General features: G+C 35.5%; 13 protein-coding genes and 1 pseudogene. 2 read left to right on the top strand and 12 right to left on the bottom strand.

What is annotated here, in order from left to right:
* Positions 1-88: 88 nt before the first annotated feature.
* Positions 89-1,873 carry a sensor histidine kinase gene (locus tag BM305_RS07355; protein WP_092560052.1) on the top strand — a complete coding sequence of 595 codons (1,785 nt, stop codon included), beginning with the start codon at positions 89-91 and terminating at the stop codon, positions 1,871-1,873.
* Positions 1,874-1,877: 4 nt separating this feature from the next.
* Positions 1,878-3,431, top strand: a complete 1,554-nt coding sequence (locus tag BM305_RS07350) for a response regulator transcription factor (RefSeq protein ID WP_092560051.1) — start codon at positions 1,878-1,880, stop codon at positions 3,429-3,431.
* Here the strand turns inward: BM305_RS07350 and BM305_RS07345 are convergent.
* From BM305_RS07345 to BM305_RS19465, 12 genes and pseudogenes are all read right to left on the bottom strand, one after another.
* Positions 3,418-4,884, bottom strand: coding sequence for an alpha-L-fucosidase (locus BM305_RS07345; protein ID WP_092560050.1), 1,467 nt, complete (start codon positions 4,882-4,884; stop codon positions 3,418-3,420). The two genes, BM305_RS07350 and BM305_RS07345, sit on opposite strands and share 14 nt — an antisense overlap.
* 39 nt (positions 4,885-4,923) lie before the next feature.
* A complete protein-coding gene (locus BM305_RS07340) occupies positions 4,924-6,948 on the bottom strand; it encodes a beta-galactosidase (protein WP_092560049.1) in 2,025 nt (674 codons plus the stop codon).
* An 81-nt stretch (positions 6,949-7,029) separates the two neighbouring features.
* Positions 7,030-8,814: an extracellular solute-binding protein gene (locus tag BM305_RS07335; protein WP_092560048.1), complete on the bottom strand. Its 1,785-nt coding sequence runs from the start codon at positions 8,812-8,814 to the stop codon at positions 7,030-7,032.
* 68 nt (positions 8,815-8,882) lie between these two features.
* Positions 8,883-9,806, bottom strand: a complete 924-nt coding sequence (locus tag BM305_RS07330; protein WP_092560047.1) for a carbohydrate ABC transporter permease — start codon at positions 9,804-9,806, stop codon at positions 8,883-8,885.
* A gap of 22 nt (positions 9,807-9,828) precedes the next feature.
* A complete protein-coding gene (locus BM305_RS07325; protein ID WP_330393438.1) occupies positions 9,829-10,779 on the bottom strand; it encodes an ABC transporter permease in 951 nt (316 codons plus the stop codon).
* A 204-nt stretch (positions 10,780-10,983) separates the two neighbouring features.
* On the bottom strand, positions 10,984-11,904 hold the full coding sequence (locus tag BM305_RS07320) for a sensor histidine kinase (RefSeq protein WP_092560045.1): 921 nt from the start codon (positions 11,902-11,904) through the stop codon (positions 10,984-10,986).
* A complete protein-coding gene (locus tag BM305_RS07315; RefSeq protein ID WP_092560275.1) occupies positions 11,894-12,565 on the bottom strand; it encodes a response regulator transcription factor in 672 nt (223 codons plus the stop codon). The genes BM305_RS07320 and BM305_RS07315 overlap by 11 nt, the downstream gene beginning before the upstream one ends.
* 67 nt (positions 12,566-12,632) lie before the next feature.
* Positions 12,633-15,248 carry an ABC transporter permease gene (locus BM305_RS07310; protein WP_092560044.1) on the bottom strand — a complete coding sequence of 872 codons (2,616 nt, stop codon included), beginning with the start codon at positions 15,246-15,248 and terminating at the stop codon, positions 12,633-12,635.
* Complete coding sequence (locus BM305_RS07305; RefSeq protein ID WP_092560043.1) at positions 15,232-15,924, bottom strand: ABC transporter ATP-binding protein; 693 nt, start codon at positions 15,922-15,924, stop codon at positions 15,232-15,234. The genes BM305_RS07310 and BM305_RS07305 overlap by 17 nt, the downstream gene beginning before the upstream one ends.
* A 105-nt stretch (positions 15,925-16,029) precedes the next feature.
* The gene (locus tag BM305_RS07300; RefSeq protein ID WP_092560042.1) at positions 16,030-18,015 is read right to left on the bottom strand and encodes a methyl-accepting chemotaxis protein; all 1,986 of its coding nucleotides are present in this window, start codon (positions 18,013-18,015) and stop codon (positions 16,030-16,032) included.
* Positions 18,016-18,164: 149 nt separating this feature from the next.
* On the bottom strand, positions 18,165-18,542 hold the full coding sequence (locus BM305_RS07295) for a (deoxy)nucleoside triphosphate pyrophosphohydrolase (protein WP_092560041.1): 378 nt from the start codon (positions 18,540-18,542) through the stop codon (positions 18,165-18,167).
* A 44-nt stretch (positions 18,543-18,586) separates the two neighbouring features.
* A pseudogene (locus BM305_RS19465) lies at positions 18,587-20,520 on the bottom strand (DUF3427 domain-containing protein).
* Positions 20,521-20,569: the final 49 nt, after the last annotated feature.

Genomic DNA, 20,569 nt, shown 5'->3' with positions numbered 1-20,569 from the left:
GAATTCCTTTTATGAATTGACACGTTCTTATTCATTATATATAATTACTTTATATCGCAATTATGCAAAATAAAAGAAGGAACCTTTTATGAATAAAGTTAAATTGAAAAAAAACATTAATATTACAATAAAAAAGCAGCTTTATCTTATTTTATCTATTGCCTTATTTATACCTACATTAGTAGTTGGCTGTTACTTAATTATGAATACCCGACACCTGCTGCTATCTCACTATTACGACCAGACTGCTGCCGATTCATTAAGAGTAAAAAATATTATGCTGGAGGTAACTACCACTCTTTCTATTATTGCTGACGATATATTTACTGATGAGCAGCTTCAGAAGCTTCTTTCGTCAAATTATACGTCAACCAGTGACGCACAAAAAGAATTGTCAAAATACAAGAAATTATCAGATTATTTATCAGACTACACTCAACTGTCTTCTATTAATGTTTATACAACTAACGCTTCCATACCTGAACAACATAACTTTTTACAAATAACAGAGGAAATTGCACAGCAGAACTGGTATAAGGAAGCACTTTCACAACCAAATATTATTTGGTCCTCTGCAACGAAAGCTGACTCTCATGGTACAAAAAAGCAGGAGCTTACTTTGTATTATCGTATCCCTATATTAAAAACACAGGAATACGCCATTCTTGTTATTTCAGTAAGCAATAACTATTTAAAGTCTATTATTGAACAAAGTGACCTGCTCACTAGTATTTCAGTGAATACTATGGGGAATTTTTATAATAGTGACCATTCAGACTGGCAGAATTCCATTTATGCAGATCAAATTGACCAGCGAAATTATAATTATCAAGGAATCAGCACCTATCATGGCAGAGAAAGTATTGTTTCCATTACCACCTTTGTGCCTGTATCTACAAATGACCGGCTAATTATTATTACAAATAATATAAATGCTTCTGAAGAAATTGAAGATATTACCCTTACCTGCCTTGTCATTATCGTTTTTAGTATGATTTTTCCGATCGTCCTAATTATATTATATACTAAAAAATTTACGAACAGGTTATATATTTTAAGAAGAGAAATGCACCGGGTAAGTAATGGTGACTATAACATTATTACTGATTTTACGGGTAATGATGAGTTAAGTGAGTTGTTTACAGATTTGAAAACTATGATTGAAAGTATTATGCAAAAAGATATGGAGCTTTATCAAGATAAAATTACACAGCAGCATTTAATTAATCATCAGCAGAAGATGGAATTTGACATTTTGGCAAGTCAGATTAATCCACACTTTCTGTACAATACATTAGAAACCATCCGTATGAAGTCGCTGGCACAGAATAATAAAGAGGTTGCTACAGCAATTAAACAGCTGGGGCAATACTTGCGGCACAATCTTGAAACAAGCGGAACTGTGACCACACTGAAACGAGAATTAGAGTACATTGAAATCTATTTACAGATTCAGCAGCTAAGATTTGGTGATCGGGTTAACTATCAGTTTCACTTTTCTCCAGAGGTTGCTATTGATTCCTACCAAATACTTTCGTTGCTTTTACAGCCAATCATTGAGAATTCAATTATTCATGGACTAGAAAATACAGAAGAGAATGGACTAATAGAAATTAATATTTATCCGCAAAATTCTTTTCTTATTATTGAAATGAAAGATAACGGTGATGGAATGTCTGAAGATATTTTAAAGGAGTTAATTTTTTCCATGCAGCAAAAGGACAAGCAGGAGAAGTCCAGTTACGGCCTTTATAATATTCATCATCGTATCCAGCTATTTTATGGCGAAAAGTATGGCTTGGACATAGAAAGTACAGAAGCTGTAGGCACTACTGTTACAATTAGACTACCCTTACACTACACATGGAGGTAACAAAATGAAAGTATTTATAGCAGATGACGAAAAAATTGTTCGAGACGGATTAAAATCCATTATTAACTGGGATGCTGCCGGATTTACTATTTGTGGAGAAGCTTCTAATGGTTTGGCGGCATTAGATGGCCTTTTGAATCTTCAGCCTGATTTAGCTCTCCTTGATATCCGCATGCCTAAACTGCAAGGGATAGAGGTGATAAAAGCTGCTCGTGAACAAGGTTTTACTGGCAGAATTATTATTTTAAGTGGCTATTCTGATTTCAAGTATGCACAGGATGCCATCCGGTATGGTGTAAATTTTTATTTAACCAAACCAGTAGATGAGGATGAATTGTTTGAAAGTGTGACCCAAATTGCTCATGATCTTCAGAAAACAAAAAAAGAGCAGTTAGAATTGTCACAATATATTTCCACTACTAAAAATACAATATTGCACGATCTGCTTCAGAAAGCTGAAAGCTCCCAGCAATTTAACGAGAATATGATTCCAAAAGAACTTCTTACAGATACCTATCAAGTTCTTATTTTAGACAGCTACCATAAAGAAGATTCTTCCTACTATGAGGTTTTTTGTAAATTATTACACACAAGTGGTGCAACAAAAAATATGGAGTCTATGACAATTGATGGATTGTGTGTCGTTGTATTATTTGGAAACCGTTTAGTTACCAAATTTACAGCTCTTAAAGAAGATATGGAAGCCAATCCCAACGACTCTGCTTATGGACCAATTTTTATATCATCGGGAAGGCCTGTTGAATCAATCTATGATATTCATCTGTCCTATATGGATGCCCTTTCCTTATTCAACCGCCGCTTTTATTGTAAAAAGCATATGCACATTATTTCATATACCCAATTGCCAGAAAGTCCAGAAGCATCTGATCCAGAGGCAGTGAAGGAAAAACTGAATGACTATTTTTTACTTTTTCTTCAAAGCATACAGGCATATAACCGTTCCAAAATTAATGATATTTTATCATCCATAGAAACCATACTATTTTCCAGCAATTTGAACCAGGAACTTGCCACATCGATTTTAATTGGAAATTACCTTCATTTAAAACATTCCCTGATTCAATCCCATTTTGAGCAGGAATTGCCCTTTCCTTCTAATGAGGAAATTATTGAAGAAATGCGAAAAATGCAGTATCTTTATTTAATTACAGCGTATATGAAGCAGGAAGCAGAAAAAATTATGATAGCAACCGGAAACTCCACAAATGACAGCATAGTGGATGAAATTGTTTCCTATATCAAGCACAATTACTATAAAAATTTAAAATTAGAGACTCTGGCAGAAATATTTGGCTACAATAGCTCTTACCTGGGTAAACTTTTCCGCAAAAAGGTCGGCTCAAACTTTAATTCCTATTTAGATCAAATTCGAGTAGACGCTGCTAAAAAGCTGCTTCTACTCGATCAAATGCGTGTTTATGAAATTGCCCAAAAGGTAGGCTATAAAAATGTAGACTACTTCCACAAAAAATTTAAAAACTATGTTGGTATCAGCCCTGCCGAATATCGTTCAAAGCATAATATTAATTCACAGTAATTTTAAATACAACTGGATAGTTAGATGAAATGGTCTGACTCTTAATGAGCAGTCCATTTTCATTTTGTTCCCAATTAAGCTCCTCTTCAAAACCTAGCGCTTCTACCGTCTCAATAATTCCGTGAAACGTTGATTGATTCATATCCTTAGCCCGGTTTAAGGAACGGATATTCACAATCTTATTCTCTGGAAAAACCATTACAGTTGCATACAAATGATTCTCTTTCACTGTAAACCGAATATCCTCCGATGAATATTCCTGAGCATTATTTTCGGAAAAATGTCCCTCTACTGTTTTATGTGGTCCTTCTCCATACTTTTTCCATATTCCAGCTCCAAAATACGCTTCCCCAGTCTGTCTTAGAAAAGTCCCTAATTCCTTCAGAATCTCTTTATCCTGCTCTGGGAATGTGCCATCTGACTTTGGTCCGATATTTAACAACAGATTACCATTTTTACTTACCACATCAATAAACTCATAAATAACATCCATTGGCTTTTTGTACTCATTGTCTACTGTATAGCACCATGAGTTGTAAGCGGTTGAAGTGTCTGTCTGCCAGTAAAAAGGCTTCATATCAGAAAAATGTCCTCTTTCTACTTCCACAACTCCACTTCCAAACATCATAGCATCGTATTTGTAGCATACAATTACTTCTTCGTCCCACTGAATTCCTCTGTTATAATAGTATGCAACTAACTTTTTCAAATAAGGTTTAAATGCAACATGCTGAATCCACCAATCAAAATACAAAGCCCTCGGCTGATATTCATCTATAATTTCACAGGTTCTTACTAACCAGTCCTGTAAAAATTCCTCATTTGGATAAGGCTCGCTAAACAAATCACTGTTATCAGGCTCTGGCATAGCTGGCCAATAAAAATCACCACGCTTCATTGGTTCCTTAATATCGCTGTCAAACTCTTTTCCATGCCCCATAAAAAACCAATGTTCTGCACGGTGAGAGGAAGTACAGAATACAATTCCTTTTTCGCAGCAGGCTTCCTTTAACTCCCCTAAAATGTCTCTCTTTGGTCCCATTTCTACTGCATTCCATTTTGAAAATCTGCTTTTATACATCTGAAATCCATCATGATGCTCTGCAACTGGAAATACATAATTAGCTCCAGATTCTTTAATTAATTCCGCCCACTCATTGGGATTAAAATGCTCTGCTGTAAACATGGGAATAAAATCCTGATAGCCAAAATTCTTCTGCTCTCCATATGTTTCAACATGATATTCATAAGCTGGCATACCTTTAATATACATATTTCTTGAATACCACTCATTGGTTTTAGCAGGAACACAATACGGACCCCAGTGGATAAATATCCCTAGCTTGGCTTTACGAAACCAGACTGGAACCTGTTTCTGACTTAATGATTCCCATGTATCCTTATAATATCCCTGTGCGATTACATCGTCTATTTTTTTCAAATATTCTTTCATTGCACACTACTCTTTTCTATTTCTATATTTTAAGTTCAATTATTTTCTTTTCAACAAAATTCCAACATCTTTTTTATCTAATTCCAGCTGCTCACCTAACTCATAGCTTCTGCCAGAAATAAGTTCCTGGTAACTGCCATCCAGCACCACTACCTTCTTTTCTTCACTGTGATTTAACAAAAAAAGAAATTCTCCATTTTCATTTATTCTCTTTGTTACTTCTATATCCTCTGGTGTAGACAAAATAGGGGTGACCCCACATTCTTTGCATAAATCACTTAAAAAATCACTGTAAAAGTTTTCTGAAGAACGTGTACCTACATAATAGCAAGTTCCTTTTCCAAATTGGTTTCTTGCAATAACGGTTTCTCCTTCATAAAAGTCCTTTTCATACACACTGATTGTCTCTGCATGTTCTGGTCTGATAATGTCACATAACATTTTCGCTTCATATTTTTTATCTTTATATACAAACTCATTAAAACAACCTGATGGAAGTGCATCAATTTCTTCTACCCAGACTCCTGTTACATTTCTCAGCTTGCCTGGATAACCTCCACAAGTCACTAAATCATGCTCATCAACGATACCGCTAAAATAACTTACTACAAACGTGCCGCCTGATTCTACATAACTTTCAATTTTCTTATGATAATCTCCTTTTACCATATATAAAAGAGGTGCAATAACCATTTTATACTTTGATAACTCATCTTCTACTCCAACAAAATCTACTGACACATTTTGTCCAAACAGTCCTTTATAATATTGAAGAACCTCTTCTACATATCTGATTTCGCAGCTAGGACCTGCGGAATATTCAACGGCCCACCAATTATCCCAGTCAAATAATATTGCCACATCTGAATGAAATACACCATCAAATGTCTGGCTTCCCAGCTTCTCCAACTCGCTGCCTAATTCACTACATTCTCTAAAGACTCTTGTATTTTCATGTCCAGCATGATCAATTAATGCTCCATGAAATTTTTCACATGCCCCAATACTACGTCTCATTTGGAAAAACATTACCGAATCAGAACCATGTGCAACTGCCTGATAACTCCATAACCTCATTACACCTGGACGTTTTAATGCACAATAAGACTGCCAATTTGTAACACTAGGTGTCTGCTCCATCAATATAAATGGCTTTCCGCCTTTTAAACCTCTCATTAAGTCATGTTTCATCGCCGTATCTGCAGCTGTTTCTGTTACACTAGGATAATTATCCCAAGAAACAAAATCCATATACTTTGCCCACTTTTGGTAATCTAACGGCTTGTAAAAACCCATTAAATTTGTAGTAATTGGAATATGAGGTGTTATTTTTTTTATTTCAACATATTCAGCCCGATAACACTCTAGTAAGCTATCAGAATTGAATCTGTTATAGTCCAAGGAAATCCCCTGAAAATTAGTTCTCTCCATTTCCCATATAAAATGCTCTGAAAGAAGATTCGGAACTACTATTTCATCCCAATCATAAAAAGTATGTCCCCAGAAGCTTGTATTCCATGCTCGATTCACTTCTTCAAGGGTACCATATTTATCCTTCAGCCATCCACGGAATGCCTCTTGACAATTTTCACAATAACAGGTACCACCGTACTCATTTGAAATATGCCAAGCAACAATATTATCATATTCCTTATATCGTAATGCCAGACGTTTTGCAAGTTCTGTTGAAAACCTACGATAAACACTGCTGTTTGGACAAGAATTGTGCCTAGCGCCAAACTTCCGCTTCATTCCATTTAACTCGGTCCGGAGAACTTCTGGGTATTTTTTAGCCATCCATGCTGGGTGTACCGCTGTAGATGTAGCAAGACATACATTTAAGTTATTTCTTTTTGCCATATCCATAATGCGATCCAGCATACTAAAATCATACACTTCATCATCCAATTGAAGCTTTGCCCAGCTGAATACGTTAATAGTAACCGTATCAACATGTGCTAACTTGAACAGCCTCATATCCTCTTCCCATATTTCTTCTGGCCATTGCTCTGGATTATAGTCGCCTCCATAAGGCATACTAACAATTCTTTTATTGTGTATCATTTCAAACACCTCATTCTCGTATGGTTTTCAACAGTCACTTACTTAATTCATTACTTTCACATCATGTAATTTACTTTACAACTATCTTACAGCATCTCTTGCTGCATTTTGATCTTTTGCATTTTGCATATCAAATTCTAATACTTCATCATATCCTAAGCCTTTTACTTGATCCTGCATAGTAGCTAATAAACTGTTAAATTCATCTTCAGAATCAGCAAAAATCATTTTCCATGAATTTTCAACAATAATCGCTTTACACTGACTTCTTAATGTGCTGATTTGTGCATCTTCTGCTGGAGAAAGGAAATCGCAGCCTGGTGCAATTAAAATCTGATTGTTGTTCTGTAAATATTCTAATGTACTCTTAGCACCCATTTTTTCTTTCCATGAAGTATCTAATGGAGTTTCCTTTAATTCAAGAACAGAATCCCACAAATTGTATTTGTAACTAAATCCAGTATTTGGATTAATATCGCTCTGTAATACCGCATTAAAGGCAATCCAAGATGATCCTTCTTTCCATGAACCACCACCGAATTCATCTGGAACGGCACCATCACCATTTAATAATAGTTCTTTACCTAATTCCGTTAATTCTGGTCTTCCATCAACCATTTCCCAAGTCATGCCTTCTGGACCACAAGTACCATCAATTGGTGCACAGTTTGTCATGATTCCCTCTGGACTATAAAGCCAGTCTAAGAAATCTACCATTCTTTGAGGATCTTTTGCTTTTGCACCAACAGAAGCAACATATTTATCTCCTTGTGGAGAACATCCGTTAGAAAGAATAGTCATATCCTGAACAGGGGCAACCATGAAGCCTTTTCCAGCAGCTTTATTGTCTACTGTGTTATATGCAGACTGACCTAACCATGGCCATGGAGAATATAAGACAGCGCCATCTTGATATTTTGTATACATAATAGAATAATCCTGTGTTGTAGATTCTGGATCTACTAATCCCATTTGATTTGCATCAAAGAAGAATTTTAATACACGAACATATTGAGAATCACTGTCAATAATGCTCTGGTAATCAGTACCATCTGCTTTAGATAAAACAAATCCCATTTCATCATAACCATATAAGCAAGTTGGCTGTTTTGCATTGTTCATCATATTTCCATCCCAGTCTTTGAAAAGAGAGATAGCATACGTAGGTTTACCAGAATCACTAGTTGGGTGTGCATCCTGCATTTGCTTTAATATAGGTAATAAGTCTTCAAAAGTTTTAATTTCTGGTGTACCAAGTTCCGTATAGTAATCCCAACGAATATATGGACCATAAGTTAAATCCAAACCTTCTGATGGAGTTGTAGCGGATTGAGTAGACACCAAAGATGGGATTGCATAAATCTTATCAGTTCCCCCTACAGATTTCATCCATTCAATACCCTGTGTATAAGTTTTAATGTACTCACTATTAGCTACATAATCTGTAATATCTAATAGTAAGTTAGCTTCTATCATATCAGAAAGACGTCCATTTTCAGAACCCATAAATACGATATCGCCAAGATTACCTGCAGCAGAACGTGTTTGATATAAAGTATCTCCACCACCTGCAACATTTGGAGCAATAATATTAAGCTCCATGTTAAATTTTTCTTTTACAATTTTTCCAAACCATCCAGCCTGAATGCCCTGGAAATTTGACTGATTGGAAAATACGTCTACCGTAAGAAATTCAGGATACTTATCTGCACCTGTCAATTCCTCACCATCAGCAGTCTCTGTTGCCTCTACTGCCTCTGAAGTAGTTGCCTTGTCATCTTCTTTCGCCTTGCCACATCCACTTAACGATGCCATCGCCAGTGTAAGTGCAAGAACAAGGGCTGTCAACCTCTTAAACTTTTTCATAATGTAACTCCTCCTTAATGATTCTTTATATAGCTTAGAACTCTGCTAGAATTCTGTTAAGCTCCCTTTTAACCTTTCACAGATCCAATCATAATACCTTTTACAAAATATCTCTGGAAAAATGGATAAACACAAATAATAGGTATAATTACAATAATGGATACTGTCATCTGTACAGATACTGGTGTCTGAGTAGTAGCAATCGCTGCTCCATTTACAGCAGAACCAAAACTATTCTTCATCTGAGTTGCAATGGCACTTGCTGCATTGATGTAAGTCCAAAGCACATATTGTAAGGAATATAACTTTTGATCCGTAATATAAATCAATGTATCCTGAAAAGAGTTCCACTGATTCACAGCTGAAAAAATCGCAATGGTTGCAAGAATTGGTTTCGTAATCGGTAGTACAATCTTATAAAACACTTTAAATACACTTGCACCATCAATTTCCGCTGCTTCCTGCAAAGATTTGGAAATGGACTCAATAAATGTCTTCACCAATATAATATTAAACGGCTGGACAATTGCTGGAATAATATAAACCCATATTTTATTTACCAGATGTAATCTCATCATAATTAAATACATTGGAATCAGACCAGCATTAAAATACATAGTAATAACAAGCATACGATACCATATTTTTCTTTTCCACATTTTTTCCTGGGTAAACATAAAACCTAGAAATGCAGATGCTAATACAGTACACACTGTTCCTACCGATGTACGGAACACAGATACATATGCGGCAGTCATTAAACCACGAATCTGCAATACCTGCCTATAATTTTGAAAATGAATCTGCCTTGGAAAAAATACAATATCGCCGCTGCTGCTTAAGTTATTGGCACTAATACTATTAATAAATAAATAATAAAACGGATACATACAAATTAATGTAAAAATAAAAAATAAAGAATAATTTATAATTGTAAAAACAGGATCTTTTTTATAAACACTTTTCCCGTCTCTCTTTTCGTTCTCTTCCATAACTCTTCTCCCTTCCTTCTACTTATACAATTGATTCGCCACGCGTCTTCTTTGACATAAAGTTCACAACACAAAGTAATGTAACGCTGACAAAACTCTTCATCATACTGACCGCAGTAGCAAGGGATAAACTTCTTGCCGAAGTTATACCAAGATTATACACATACAAATCCAAAACTTCAATATGCTGCTTATTAAATGAATTGGCAAAAACGAAATACTGATCCATACCATTGGATAATAAATTGGCAATAGAAAGCATTAATAACACAAAATAAGTTGGCAATAATGCCGGTATTGTAATATGACGGATTAACTTAAATCTTCCCGCACCGTCTACTCTTGCCGCCTCATATAATTCCTGATCAATTCCAGCAATGGCAGCCAGATACATAATTGCTCCCCATCCCAATGTCTTCCATATATTCCATAGAAGCATGGTAAGCCATGTATGGGAATCTGAATCTAAAAATTTGAGTGGCTCACTAATCCAACCCAATTCCATTAACAGATTATTAAACATTCCCGTTGTAGAAAATAAGGAAAATGCTACAGAGTATACAAGTACCCAGCTAATAAAGTTTGGCAGGGTTGTAAAGGTCTGTACAAATTTACGAAATCTTTTACTCTTAATTTCATTTAAGAAAACCGCAAAAAGCAACGGTAAAAAGGAAGTCAATATTCCTAATCCGCTCATAGCCAATGTATTACGTAACACTCTTACAACTTCTGCTATCTGATATTTATTAGCAAATAAAAATTTGAACCATTTGAAACCTACAAAATCGCATTTTGACAGCGGCAAAGGAGCTCTGTAATCGTAAAACGCATAAACCCATCCATACAATGGAAAGTAGGAAAAAATTAACACCAGCACTAAAAATGGTGCTATCATAAAAAAAAGTTTCTTATCATGTGGTATACGTTTGAGAATTCCAACTTTTTCACCATTCGTCGCTTTTATCTGTCTCAAAGTAAGCCCCCCTTTGTTTTTCTCTTTTATATTATAAATTTTAGTACAAATTATGTCCATTTGATACCCCAAAAATTATACATTAGTTATAGAAACAATTAGACTTTTTCTATTTTTTTAGGAAATTACTACAAATGACTGTACTGACATTTAATTCTTTTAAGACAAAACAACCTACCCGCTGACTTTTCATATGCTTTTTTTCTATCCTTTCCTTAAATAAACAGAGAATGTTGCTCCTCTTCCAAGTTCAGAAATCACTTTCATGTAACCCCCTTCTGCTCTTACAATTTGTCTCGCCAAATAGAGTCCGATGCCAACCCCTTCTTCCCCAGAAGCATTGGGGCTGCGGTAAAAACGACCAAATATATTTGCCTGCTCCGCTTCTGCAATACCCATTCCATTGTCAGCAATATCAATTCGCACAAACATTTCATATTCACTTACCGTTATCCTTATAGTTCCACCATGCGGTGTATATTTTACTGCATTATCCACAATATTATAAATTGCTTCTTCCGTCCATCTGGCATCTATCTGAGAAAAAAGTGCTTCTCTTCTCTCAAATTCAACTGCAATCTGCTTTTTTTCAGCATTTGCCCGTATTTCATCTACTACTCTTTGAATAACAGTCATGACATTTTGCCTCGAAATGTTTATTGAAATAATCCCGCTTTCCAGTCTGGAGGTCTTTACCAGAGATCGGATTAGAAAATCCAGCTTTTCACTTTGTTTAGTAACCTGCCGAACCAGCTCTTGACAATCTTCTGGAAGATTCTTTTCACCCAGCAGTTCACTATAAAGCATAATGTTTGATATGGGCGTTTTCGTCTGGTGTGAGATATCTGCTATAAGTGATTTTATATTCAAATGTTCTGCCTCCAGATTTTTTGAAGAAAGGCTGCTTCTTTTAAAAAATTCTGCCATGTCAGATTCCAGCTTAGAAATTCTGCTTTCTGTAAATTCTTCTTCCTGGAAACAGCCTTCTGTTGCATTCCTCACCATTTTCTCCAGCCTCTTCATAATTACTTTCAATTTTATGTACGTAGCCAAAGCACAGATTATACAGAAAATTGCAGCTATTACTGTCAAAACACTTCCTTTTAGCCAGATACTATCGTTCATTCCACACATACCCCACACCATAAATGGTCTTAATATACTTTGGCTCTGTATCACCAAGCTTCTCTCTAAGTCTCTTTACTGTTACAGACAAAGCATTTTCTTCAATAAACTCATCACAATTCCAAACCTTTTCCAATAGTCGTTCACGAGAAAGAGTTGTTCCTCTATTCTCAACCAATACCTTCAATAGCTTCTGCTCTGTTTTGCTTAGAACAATTTCTTTTCCTTCTCTAGTAAAAACCATGTTATGAAAGTCAAATGAAAACTCATCCAGTTGTACCTTATTTTCTTCTTCCCTTCTGGATGCCCGTCTTACTACAGATCCAATTCTTGCCCGAAGTACCGCAAGGCTAAATGGTTTTGTAATATAATCATCGGCACCAGCTTCAAGTCCTGCCACCTCATCCAGCTCCATATCATTGGCAGTTAGAATAATAACGGGTGTATGATTCTCTTTTCGGAACATGCGGCAAAAATCAATTCCGTTTCCATCTGGCAGGTTAATATCCAATAATATAACAGAAAAAGACTGTATCAAAAGAATTTTCTTTGCCTGGTTCAGCTGATGAACCTCTGTCACATTATATCCCGACTGTTCCATGGCAAGTCTGATCCCGCGTGAAAGTGCTTTATTATCTTCAATAATTAGAATTGATTCCATACCTGCTCCTTTTCTCATCTTTCTCCCTATTATGTTACCAAAAAATCACAAAAAGCTCAACCCCATTCTATTCCCCATCTCGAATTAATTCTACCACTGTTTTTTTTACATTGCTCCGATAAGAAACCAATGGTATGATTCCCGTAATGATGGCAAGCACTGGAACTGCAAGCAAAACTGGTGCCAGCGTCAATTTAAATATTAAGAAGCTTAGTGAGTCTGCCAATGGACGAATCATTGTAAAAGAAGTTACTAACACCCCTGATACAGAAAACATAATGGTAAATGCAAGATAATAAATCCCCTCATATACCAACATTTTTTTCAACTGCTTGACCGTCATTCCAATACTTCGCAACATAGCAAATTCTTTTTTCCGGGCAATTATTCCTGTACTGACTGAATTTATAAAATTAAGTATTCCAATAAATCCAATAATACCACTTAATATACTTCCTACTATAACAAGTATACTTTTCAGTTGGTCAAATTCTGCATGGTATACTTTCTTTGATGCATAATTCATTGTTGGCTCTACAATACTAGTATATTGTTCCAGGAATCCATCCAATTGAGTTTCTAATTCATCTTCACCCTCTGCCAGATAGCTCATCCTATTTATTCTGCCGTCCTCCGACCACTTCTGTAGTTCTGACGTAGGCATAGAAAATACAGCAAAGCTTCCATAGCTTCTGTCCATATTGGTCCAACTCAATTCATAAATCCCCATTATTTCATACTCTTTTTCGCTTCCAAACTCATAAAGAATAGGCTTCCTAACTACATTTCCCTCTTTATCCACATAGGCTCTCTTTTCCATATCATACTGCTCCACTTCTGGAGCTAATTCACTTTTTGTACATTCCTTCAGCTTGATATTATCTCCTGTATGAAAGCAGGCTGTTTCCATTTCTGGATGCCCCTGATCATCTGTAGCCACCCCTAGAAGCACATATTTTCCAGTTGCAAATTTTTCTGCATCAAATTCTCCCTCTACCATTTTTAACGAATCCAGCACAAAAGAATCCATGCCGTACACCTCTGCTTCTGCAACATCTCCCTTTTGCAAAGAATAGTGGAGCCCCCATTGTTCAAATTCTCCTTCTGCTTCCACGCATAACATCTTAGAATAATTTGTATATATGCTGCCCCCATCAACAAACCCCTGTTGTGACTGAAATGCTTTTATAAACTCATCGCTAACTGGATCTTCATCCTGAGAATAATCTGAATTAAAATAAGAAGCCTCTGCCAACTGATAATCCACATCAATAAACCTTTTTATAAACAGATTCAAATCAAAACTACTGGAGAGGCAAAACACCATATTCATCAAAATTAATGACAATGACATAGATATTACAGCGATTACCGTTCTCTTTTTGTTACGCCCTAAATTAGAGAATGCCATTTTATAAAGCTTTGCACCATGGGTGGTTCTTTTTTGCTTTTTTAGATAGGATTTTTCTACACCACTATATTTAACTGCTTCTACTGGAGATATTCTAGAAGCAATCCTGGCAGGTTTTATGCAGCTTATAAAAACCGTTATCAGTGAGAATAGAACTGCTCCTGCAAATATCAGTGGATTTCTTGATAAAAATGCTCTTTTTCCGTACATCTCAGCTGCAATAATTGGTGTTAATATAAGCCCTAGTCCATATCCTGTCACCAGCCCAATTGGTATGCCCAATACACTCATGCGTAATGCCTGATAAATCAAAATCCTCCGAATTTGATTTCCTGTGGTTCCAATTGTTTTCAGCAGTCCATAAAAGCGAATGTCCCGGATAACAGATATTTGAAAGATATTGTAAATAATCAGATATCCCGTTAACATAATAAGGAGTAATCCTGCGGCAACTGCAATTTTAGTTTCCCTACCGCCATCTGTTCCCGTACTTATATAAGACCAGTTTACACCATAAGCAATGCTGTTTTCCTTTCCTTCTTCTATACTATACCCTGCTTCTGTAATTACCTGTTGAATCCTTTCTTCAATCTCTGAACTATTCTGAAACATAATATTTGCATTACAACTGCCATAGGCATCATAATCCTGATTGTATTTTTGTCCTCTTCCAGCTAAATACTTATTCTTAAAAGCCTCCGAAACCAGCCCTATACTCGAATTAAATACTGGATCCCCTTCGTACCAGCCAGAAAGAGTAAATTCAACTTGTTCCGTATGATCATCAAAATTGACTAGTAATGAAATTTTCTGTCCTGCTTTATGCTCAAGCCCCAGCATATCCAGTGCAATAGAATCCAGAACTAACTCATTTTCTTCTACGGGTGCTTCCCCGTTTATTTCCATAAAAGCCTGTCTAATATCCTCTTTATTTTTGTAGTTGAGTTCAACAGGTCTCTTTATCAGCACACCATCCTCCATCGTTCCACAAAAATAAGACTTGCCCACTTTTTTAATCAAAGGATTCTTTGTAAGCTCGTCATACTGTTTGTCACTTAAGTACTTTAGACTTGCATGCCCCATTCCTCCTGACAGACGCATACTGTTGTATTCCAGACTCTTGGCCAGACTCAGTCCAATGGTAAAGAATGCAGAAAATAGAACAGTGGTTAATATAATGGCAATAATCGCTGTTCTATTTCTCTTCTCATTGCTTTTGTAGCTTTTCCCTGCCAGCCGGCGGACTGTCTTTCTATTATTTACCCGTAGCATTCGCTTCACCGCCCTTCACAATCCTGCCATCTTCTATCCGAATGATGCGATCTGCCAGTTGGGCAATTTCTTCATTATGTGTAATCATTACAATTGTCTGCCCAAACTTTTCACTGGTAATTTTTAACATTCCCAATACATCTTGAGAGGTCTTACTATCCAAGTTACCTGTTGGCTCATCTGCCAGTACAATTGCAGGTTTTGCTGCTACTGCCCTTGCTATTGCTACTCTTTGCTGCTGCCCGCCGGAAAGCTGCGAAGGTAAATTATTTACTTTCTTTCCCAATCCCAGCATTTCAATTATTTTTTCTATATACTCCTTGTCTGGCTGATTTCCGTCCAGTTCAATAGGAAGTACAATATTTTCGTATACATTCAGTACTGGCACCAAATTATAATTCTGAAATACAAAACCAATTTTTCTTCTGCGAAATATGGTCAGTTGGTCATCGGAAAGCTTTGAAAGCTCCTTACCGTCTACCTCTACGTATCCAGATGTAGCCTTATCCAGTCCTCCCAGCATATGGAGCAGCGTAGATTTTCCACTACCAGATGTACCTACCACAGATACAAACTCTCCTTTTTCCACATTCATACTAATGCCATCCAAGGCATGTACTGCCATCTCACCCTTTCCATACTGCTTTATTAAATCCTTTGTCACTAAAATATCCATGAAAAATCCTCCTGCTTCTATTGTTTTTTATATCATAACAAAGAAATCTTTCTCAAATCTTTCATATAGAAATCCATTGTGACAGTTCTGTAATATTTAAAGGCATTACTCAATTACAAATCTTGAAATTTCACCTGATAAAGAAGCCGAAATTTCATCCAGTTGTTCTGAAGCACTTTTTAAATCTATAAATATTTTTTCCTGATTGTTCATCATTTCCTGAAAACATACAGTGCTGGCAACAGATTCCTGACTAATTGCAGAAGTGTTTGCTACTGCTGCATTTATTTTCATGTTTTCTTCCCTTAGAACTTTTGCAACTCCAAAAACACTTGAACTCATAGAATCAATTTTCTTAATTTCCTCTTCAATTCCGTCAAAAATATTAGAAATTTGATCGATAGAACCTGTGCCTTGTATTACATAGTCAATACTATCTTTCATCGCCTTAACTGCATCTGCAATCTGCTGTTGGATTTGCTGTACTTCTCCTGTAATTTCTGCTGTAGCTTTCTGTGACTGCTCTGCCAGTTTACGGATTTCTTCTGCTACAACCGTAAATCCCTTTCCACTTTCACCTGCTCTTGCAGCTTCAATACTGGCATTTAAAGCCAGCAGATTTGTCTGGTTAGAAATGGATGAAATTGTGGTAGTAATATTCGCAATTGTCTCTGATTTTTTAGAGAGATTTATAATAACCTGGGAGGATTGCTCTACGCTATCTTTCATTTCATATAAAATTTTTACGGTCTTGCCTAAATTCTTTGTGCCATTTAAGGTTTTATCTTTTGTTTCGGTTATCAGCAAGTCAATGCTCTCACTTATGTCTACTAGTTCTATCGAACGTTTTTCCATGTCATTAACAGACGACGTAATATTTTGAATTTCATCTGTGGTACTTTTAGCCCCTAATGTAATGTTTTCCACCGACTGCATCATACTTTTTCGACATTCTACAACTTCAGCACTGACATTTTTGTAACTGTTTGACGATTCAATCACAATATCTGAAACATTTCTGATTTTCACAATAATATTTCTTAAATTTGAAATCATTTTATTAAATGCAGAATTAATTTTTCCCAACTCATCTGAAGACTCTGGAAGAGCACTTAACAAATACCCTTCTGCTACTTCTCCAGACAAATGGGCTAGTTTAAGAAGTCTTTGAAAAAAACTTCTTAACACAAAAATCAAGAATACTACTAAGACAAACACCGCAGCGAATGAAACTATAACAATCAGCAAAAGAAGCGCATTCACACTTGATGTATATTCTTTTGTCGGAACTTCCAGAAAAATATACCAGTCTGTTCCTTCTACATGAGAAGTAAATAACATTTTTGTCTCGTTATCATCTTTAAATTTCCCCATATAACTTTCATTTGAAAGAGCTTCCTTTGCAGTCTTTGTAAAATCTTTGTTTGAGTCATCTAAAAAATTAGAACTGTTGATAAGAGTGTTATCTGAATGATATAAAACAGTTCCATCTCCACTTAATATGTACACAATATCGGTTTTTCCCAGATGAAAATCCGTATTGTCGCGAAAAACGGTAGATACAAGGCAAGCTCCACTAACCAGACCTATAACATTTCCAGTTTCACTGTTTTTAACAGGACACTCCATTGAAATAATAAGTTCTGCGTCTGCTTGTTGATCTTGAAAAGGATTTGAAATAACTTTCTCTCCTTGCATTACCAGAGGAAAGCTTGCTTCTGTACTAATATCAATCACCGTATTATTCTGCAATGTCAACTTTCCCGTTTTGTCTGATATTCCAAACGTATTAAAGACTCCGTCATAGTTTTCCTGTTCCATTTGGAAATAATCTAATATTTCATCATAGTTCATACTTCTAACAAGCTGAGTATTTGCAATTACTTCTACCTGAGATAACCTGGCCTGAAGCCACGAGGACAAATTTTTTGCGTGAATGGTAACCGTCTGTTTTCCTGAATCCTCCATAGAATCCAATATGAGATTTTTCGAATTCAAGTATTCGATACTTGTTACGGTAGTAATTAATGCAACAAAAACAATAGAAATTAATAGAATTGCTTTAAATTGTAATGAATTTTTCACCTTCATGGTAAATCCTCCTTGGTTTGACCTATTTTTACTTATTTTACCACGATATCAAATTTTATTCAATAAAACTCCCTATGTTTTTACTAATTCTTTTAATAAATTTAGTTTCACTGGTCAAACTAATGTTATTAATATTGAACAAAACCTCACTACATTAATTTTTCTATAATTTGCAGATCAGCTGGGAGCCAATCTACTTGATGCAATTCATCTCTTGTCAGCCATCTTGATGCCTGATGCTCTAAAAGTGATAAATCCCCATTGATTACCTGACAAAAGTAGCAGTGCATGGTCAGATGAAATTTTTCGTAATCATATTCTATGGTACAAAGCAATTTATCTATTTGTATTTCTGTATCTAATTCTTCTCTTATTTCCCGCTTCAAAGCCTCTTCTCTTGACTCCCCTGCTTCCATTTTTCCTCCTGGAAATTCCCATTTTCCTTTAAAATCTCCATAACCTCTCTCTGTCGCAAATATTTTGTTTTCTTTTCTAATAATGGCAGCAACTACCTCAATTGTTTTCATCTGTCCTCCTGCTTTCTATTCTTTCTTCTTCTAACGTATCTGGATTAGTTAATAAAATATTCGTATAAATCTTCTCTTATTGGTGTCAATAAATTATAGTAAATTTCAACAGCTGATTTATTTGTATTTGGCATAATAAACTCTTTCGCTTCTCCTGTTGCATATATTTTCCCTACGTAATAAAATTCTTTTGAAATCTTATCATCTTTATTTTTACGTAGAAATAGTTCCATTTCAACTCCCATCTTTCTTGCATTCATTGCTATGTACACATCTTCCGACTGTAAAGTTCGTCCAGATTTTGATATAGCAATTAATGTGGAAGGATCCAGAAGGCGGTCTTCGTAACGGATTGTATCTTGAATGTTTTCATCCTTATCATAATTTATAAACACAGGATAAGTCTTAGTTTTTTTATCATATTTATACCCACCAATATTTAATGCCACTTCTCCTTTTTCCCATTCCAGAAGCCGACAGACATCTTCATATGTATATTTGGCATATAATTGAAATGATGTATCCATATATCGATTTGAGTAATATTTCTGATTCCGATACAGTCCAAAATCAATTAGCTCCTTTATCATATGATAAAATTCTTTATCTCTAAGCATTATCCTAAAAGAATCTGAAATAGCATAGTTATCACCTTGATTTTTCACAAATATACAATCCTTATAGGTATCTTTTCCTGATCCGGCAGCAAATTTATTTGTCATTAAATTAAGAACGTTTACCTCTGTCTTCTCGCTAATTTGTATTTTATATTTCTCAACCAGTGTGGTTTTCCAAATCGAAAAAAATTCATCTTGTTCTACTAATAGGCGGTTTAGTAATTCCAACTCGTGAATTCTCTTCCCAGCGGCAAATTTCTTTGAAATAAATTCTATAAACTTTTCCTGAGGCTCACTCAAACGAATTGTATAATCCTTCTCGTACTTTACCAAAAATTTATAATATGAACCCAATGAACCATTCTCAAAAATTCTTATAACGTCGATTTCACCATGTTTTTCAAAATCTATTAGGCTTGGAATTCTTCCAATCTTATACTTCAACTGTTTATAACTCTCTTTTATCAGTTTTATATCATTAAAATTTGCTGAATCAATCGATTCATATATTCTCTTTTTTGTTATTTCATCAAAATGTACCGTTGAACATCCAGGAATTACCCGATTTCCTTCTGCAATGTACTTACGAATTGAATCCTTATTATATGTCCGGTCACCAGACAAGGCAATGGGAATCAGAAAATTTTTAGTATAGTTACCAATAAAATCAATGACTACAACATAATCTTTGTCTTCTGTTTTTCGTAACCCTCTGCCTAATTGTTGAACAAAAACAATGGCAGATTCCGTTGGCCGAAGCATTATAACCTGATTAACAGCAGGAATATCGATTCCTTCATTGAAAATGTCAACTGTAAAAATATAATCCAAACGATTCTCAGTTTCCTCTTGTTCTAACCTTCTGATTGCCTTTTCTCTGGTCTCTTGTGAATCCTTACCGAATAGGGCTGCCGTATGATATCCTCGTTGGTTTCATCAATACAAATATACTCAAAATGCATGCAATCAAATTTTTGTAAAATAGCTTCCTTTGCCATAGTCTGTACTGTAGAAAACAAATAATCTGCGTCAAAATCTTTATGCTCTCCCGATAATAATCCTGCATTTATTTCATTGCCTATTACATCCTTATAGCTTTCTAATGCCTGCTTCAAAATTTGTTCTCTGTGCACTAAAAAAAGCATCCTTTTAGGCTTAAAATTCCGCACATCAAACGCAGACAAATATGTTTTACCTGTACCCGTTGCACTAATCAACAATGCCCTTGTTTTCTTTTCTTGTCTTAGTTTTTCTAACGCTTTCACAGCTTCTTTTTGCATTAAATTCGGTAATAACGTATAGGTTTTAATTCTTTTTACTTTCAGTTCATTATTTCTTTTCTTTTTTTCCTTGTATATCACTTCATATTCAGCAATCCATTGTTCTGTCAGTATCTCTGCCTGTTCCCAC

The sequence above is a fragment of the Anaeromicropila populeti genome, from assembly GCF_900112775.1.
GTDB classification, from domain to species: Bacteria; Bacillota; Clostridia; order Lachnospirales; family Lachnospiraceae; genus Anaeromicropila_A; species Anaeromicropila_A populeti.
This window is presented reverse-complemented; position numbering and strand designations above follow the sequence as displayed.

Excerpts from the sequence above, each read along its gene's own strand:
- BM305_RS07350 (WP_092560051.1), top strand. The coding sequence starts at position 1,878 with ATGAAAGTATTTATAGCAGATGACGAAAAAATTGTTCGAGACGGATTA.
- BM305_RS07295 (WP_092560041.1), bottom strand. The coding sequence starts at position 18,542 with ATGAAAACAATTGAGGTAGTTGCTGCCATTATTAGAAAAGAAAACAAA.
- BM305_RS07340 (WP_092560049.1), bottom strand. The coding sequence starts at position 6,948 with ATGATACACAATAAAAGAATTGTTAGTATGCCTTATGGAGGCGACTAT.
- BM305_RS07300 (WP_092560042.1), bottom strand. The coding sequence starts at position 18,015 with ATGAAGGTGAAAAATTCATTACAATTTAAAGCAATTCTATTAATTTCT.
- BM305_RS07310 (WP_092560044.1), bottom strand. The coding sequence starts at position 15,248 with ATGCTACGGGTAAATAATAGAAAGACAGTCCGCCGGCTGGCAGGGAAA.
- BM305_RS07330 (WP_092560047.1), bottom strand. The coding sequence starts at position 9,806 with ATGGAAGAGAACGAAAAGAGAGACGGGAAAAGTGTTTATAAAAAAGAT.
- BM305_RS07335 (WP_092560048.1), bottom strand. The coding sequence starts at position 8,814 with ATGAAAAAGTTTAAGAGGTTGACAGCCCTTGTTCTTGCACTTACACTG.
- BM305_RS07320 (WP_092560045.1), bottom strand. The coding sequence starts at position 11,904 with ATGAACGATAGTATCTGGCTAAAAGGAAGTGTTTTGACAGTAATAGCT.
- BM305_RS07355 (WP_092560052.1), top strand. The coding sequence starts at position 89 with ATGAATAAAGTTAAATTGAAAAAAAACATTAATATTACAATAAAAAAG.
- BM305_RS07305 (WP_092560043.1), bottom strand. The coding sequence starts at position 15,924 with ATGGATATTTTAGTGACAAAGGATTTAATAAAGCAGTATGGAAAGGGT.
- BM305_RS07315 (WP_092560275.1), bottom strand. The coding sequence starts at position 12,565 with ATGGAATCAATTCTAATTATTGAAGATAATAAAGCACTTTCACGCGGG.
- BM305_RS07345 (WP_092560050.1), bottom strand. The coding sequence starts at position 4,884 with ATGAAAGAATATTTGAAAAAAATAGACGATGTAATCGCACAGGGATAT.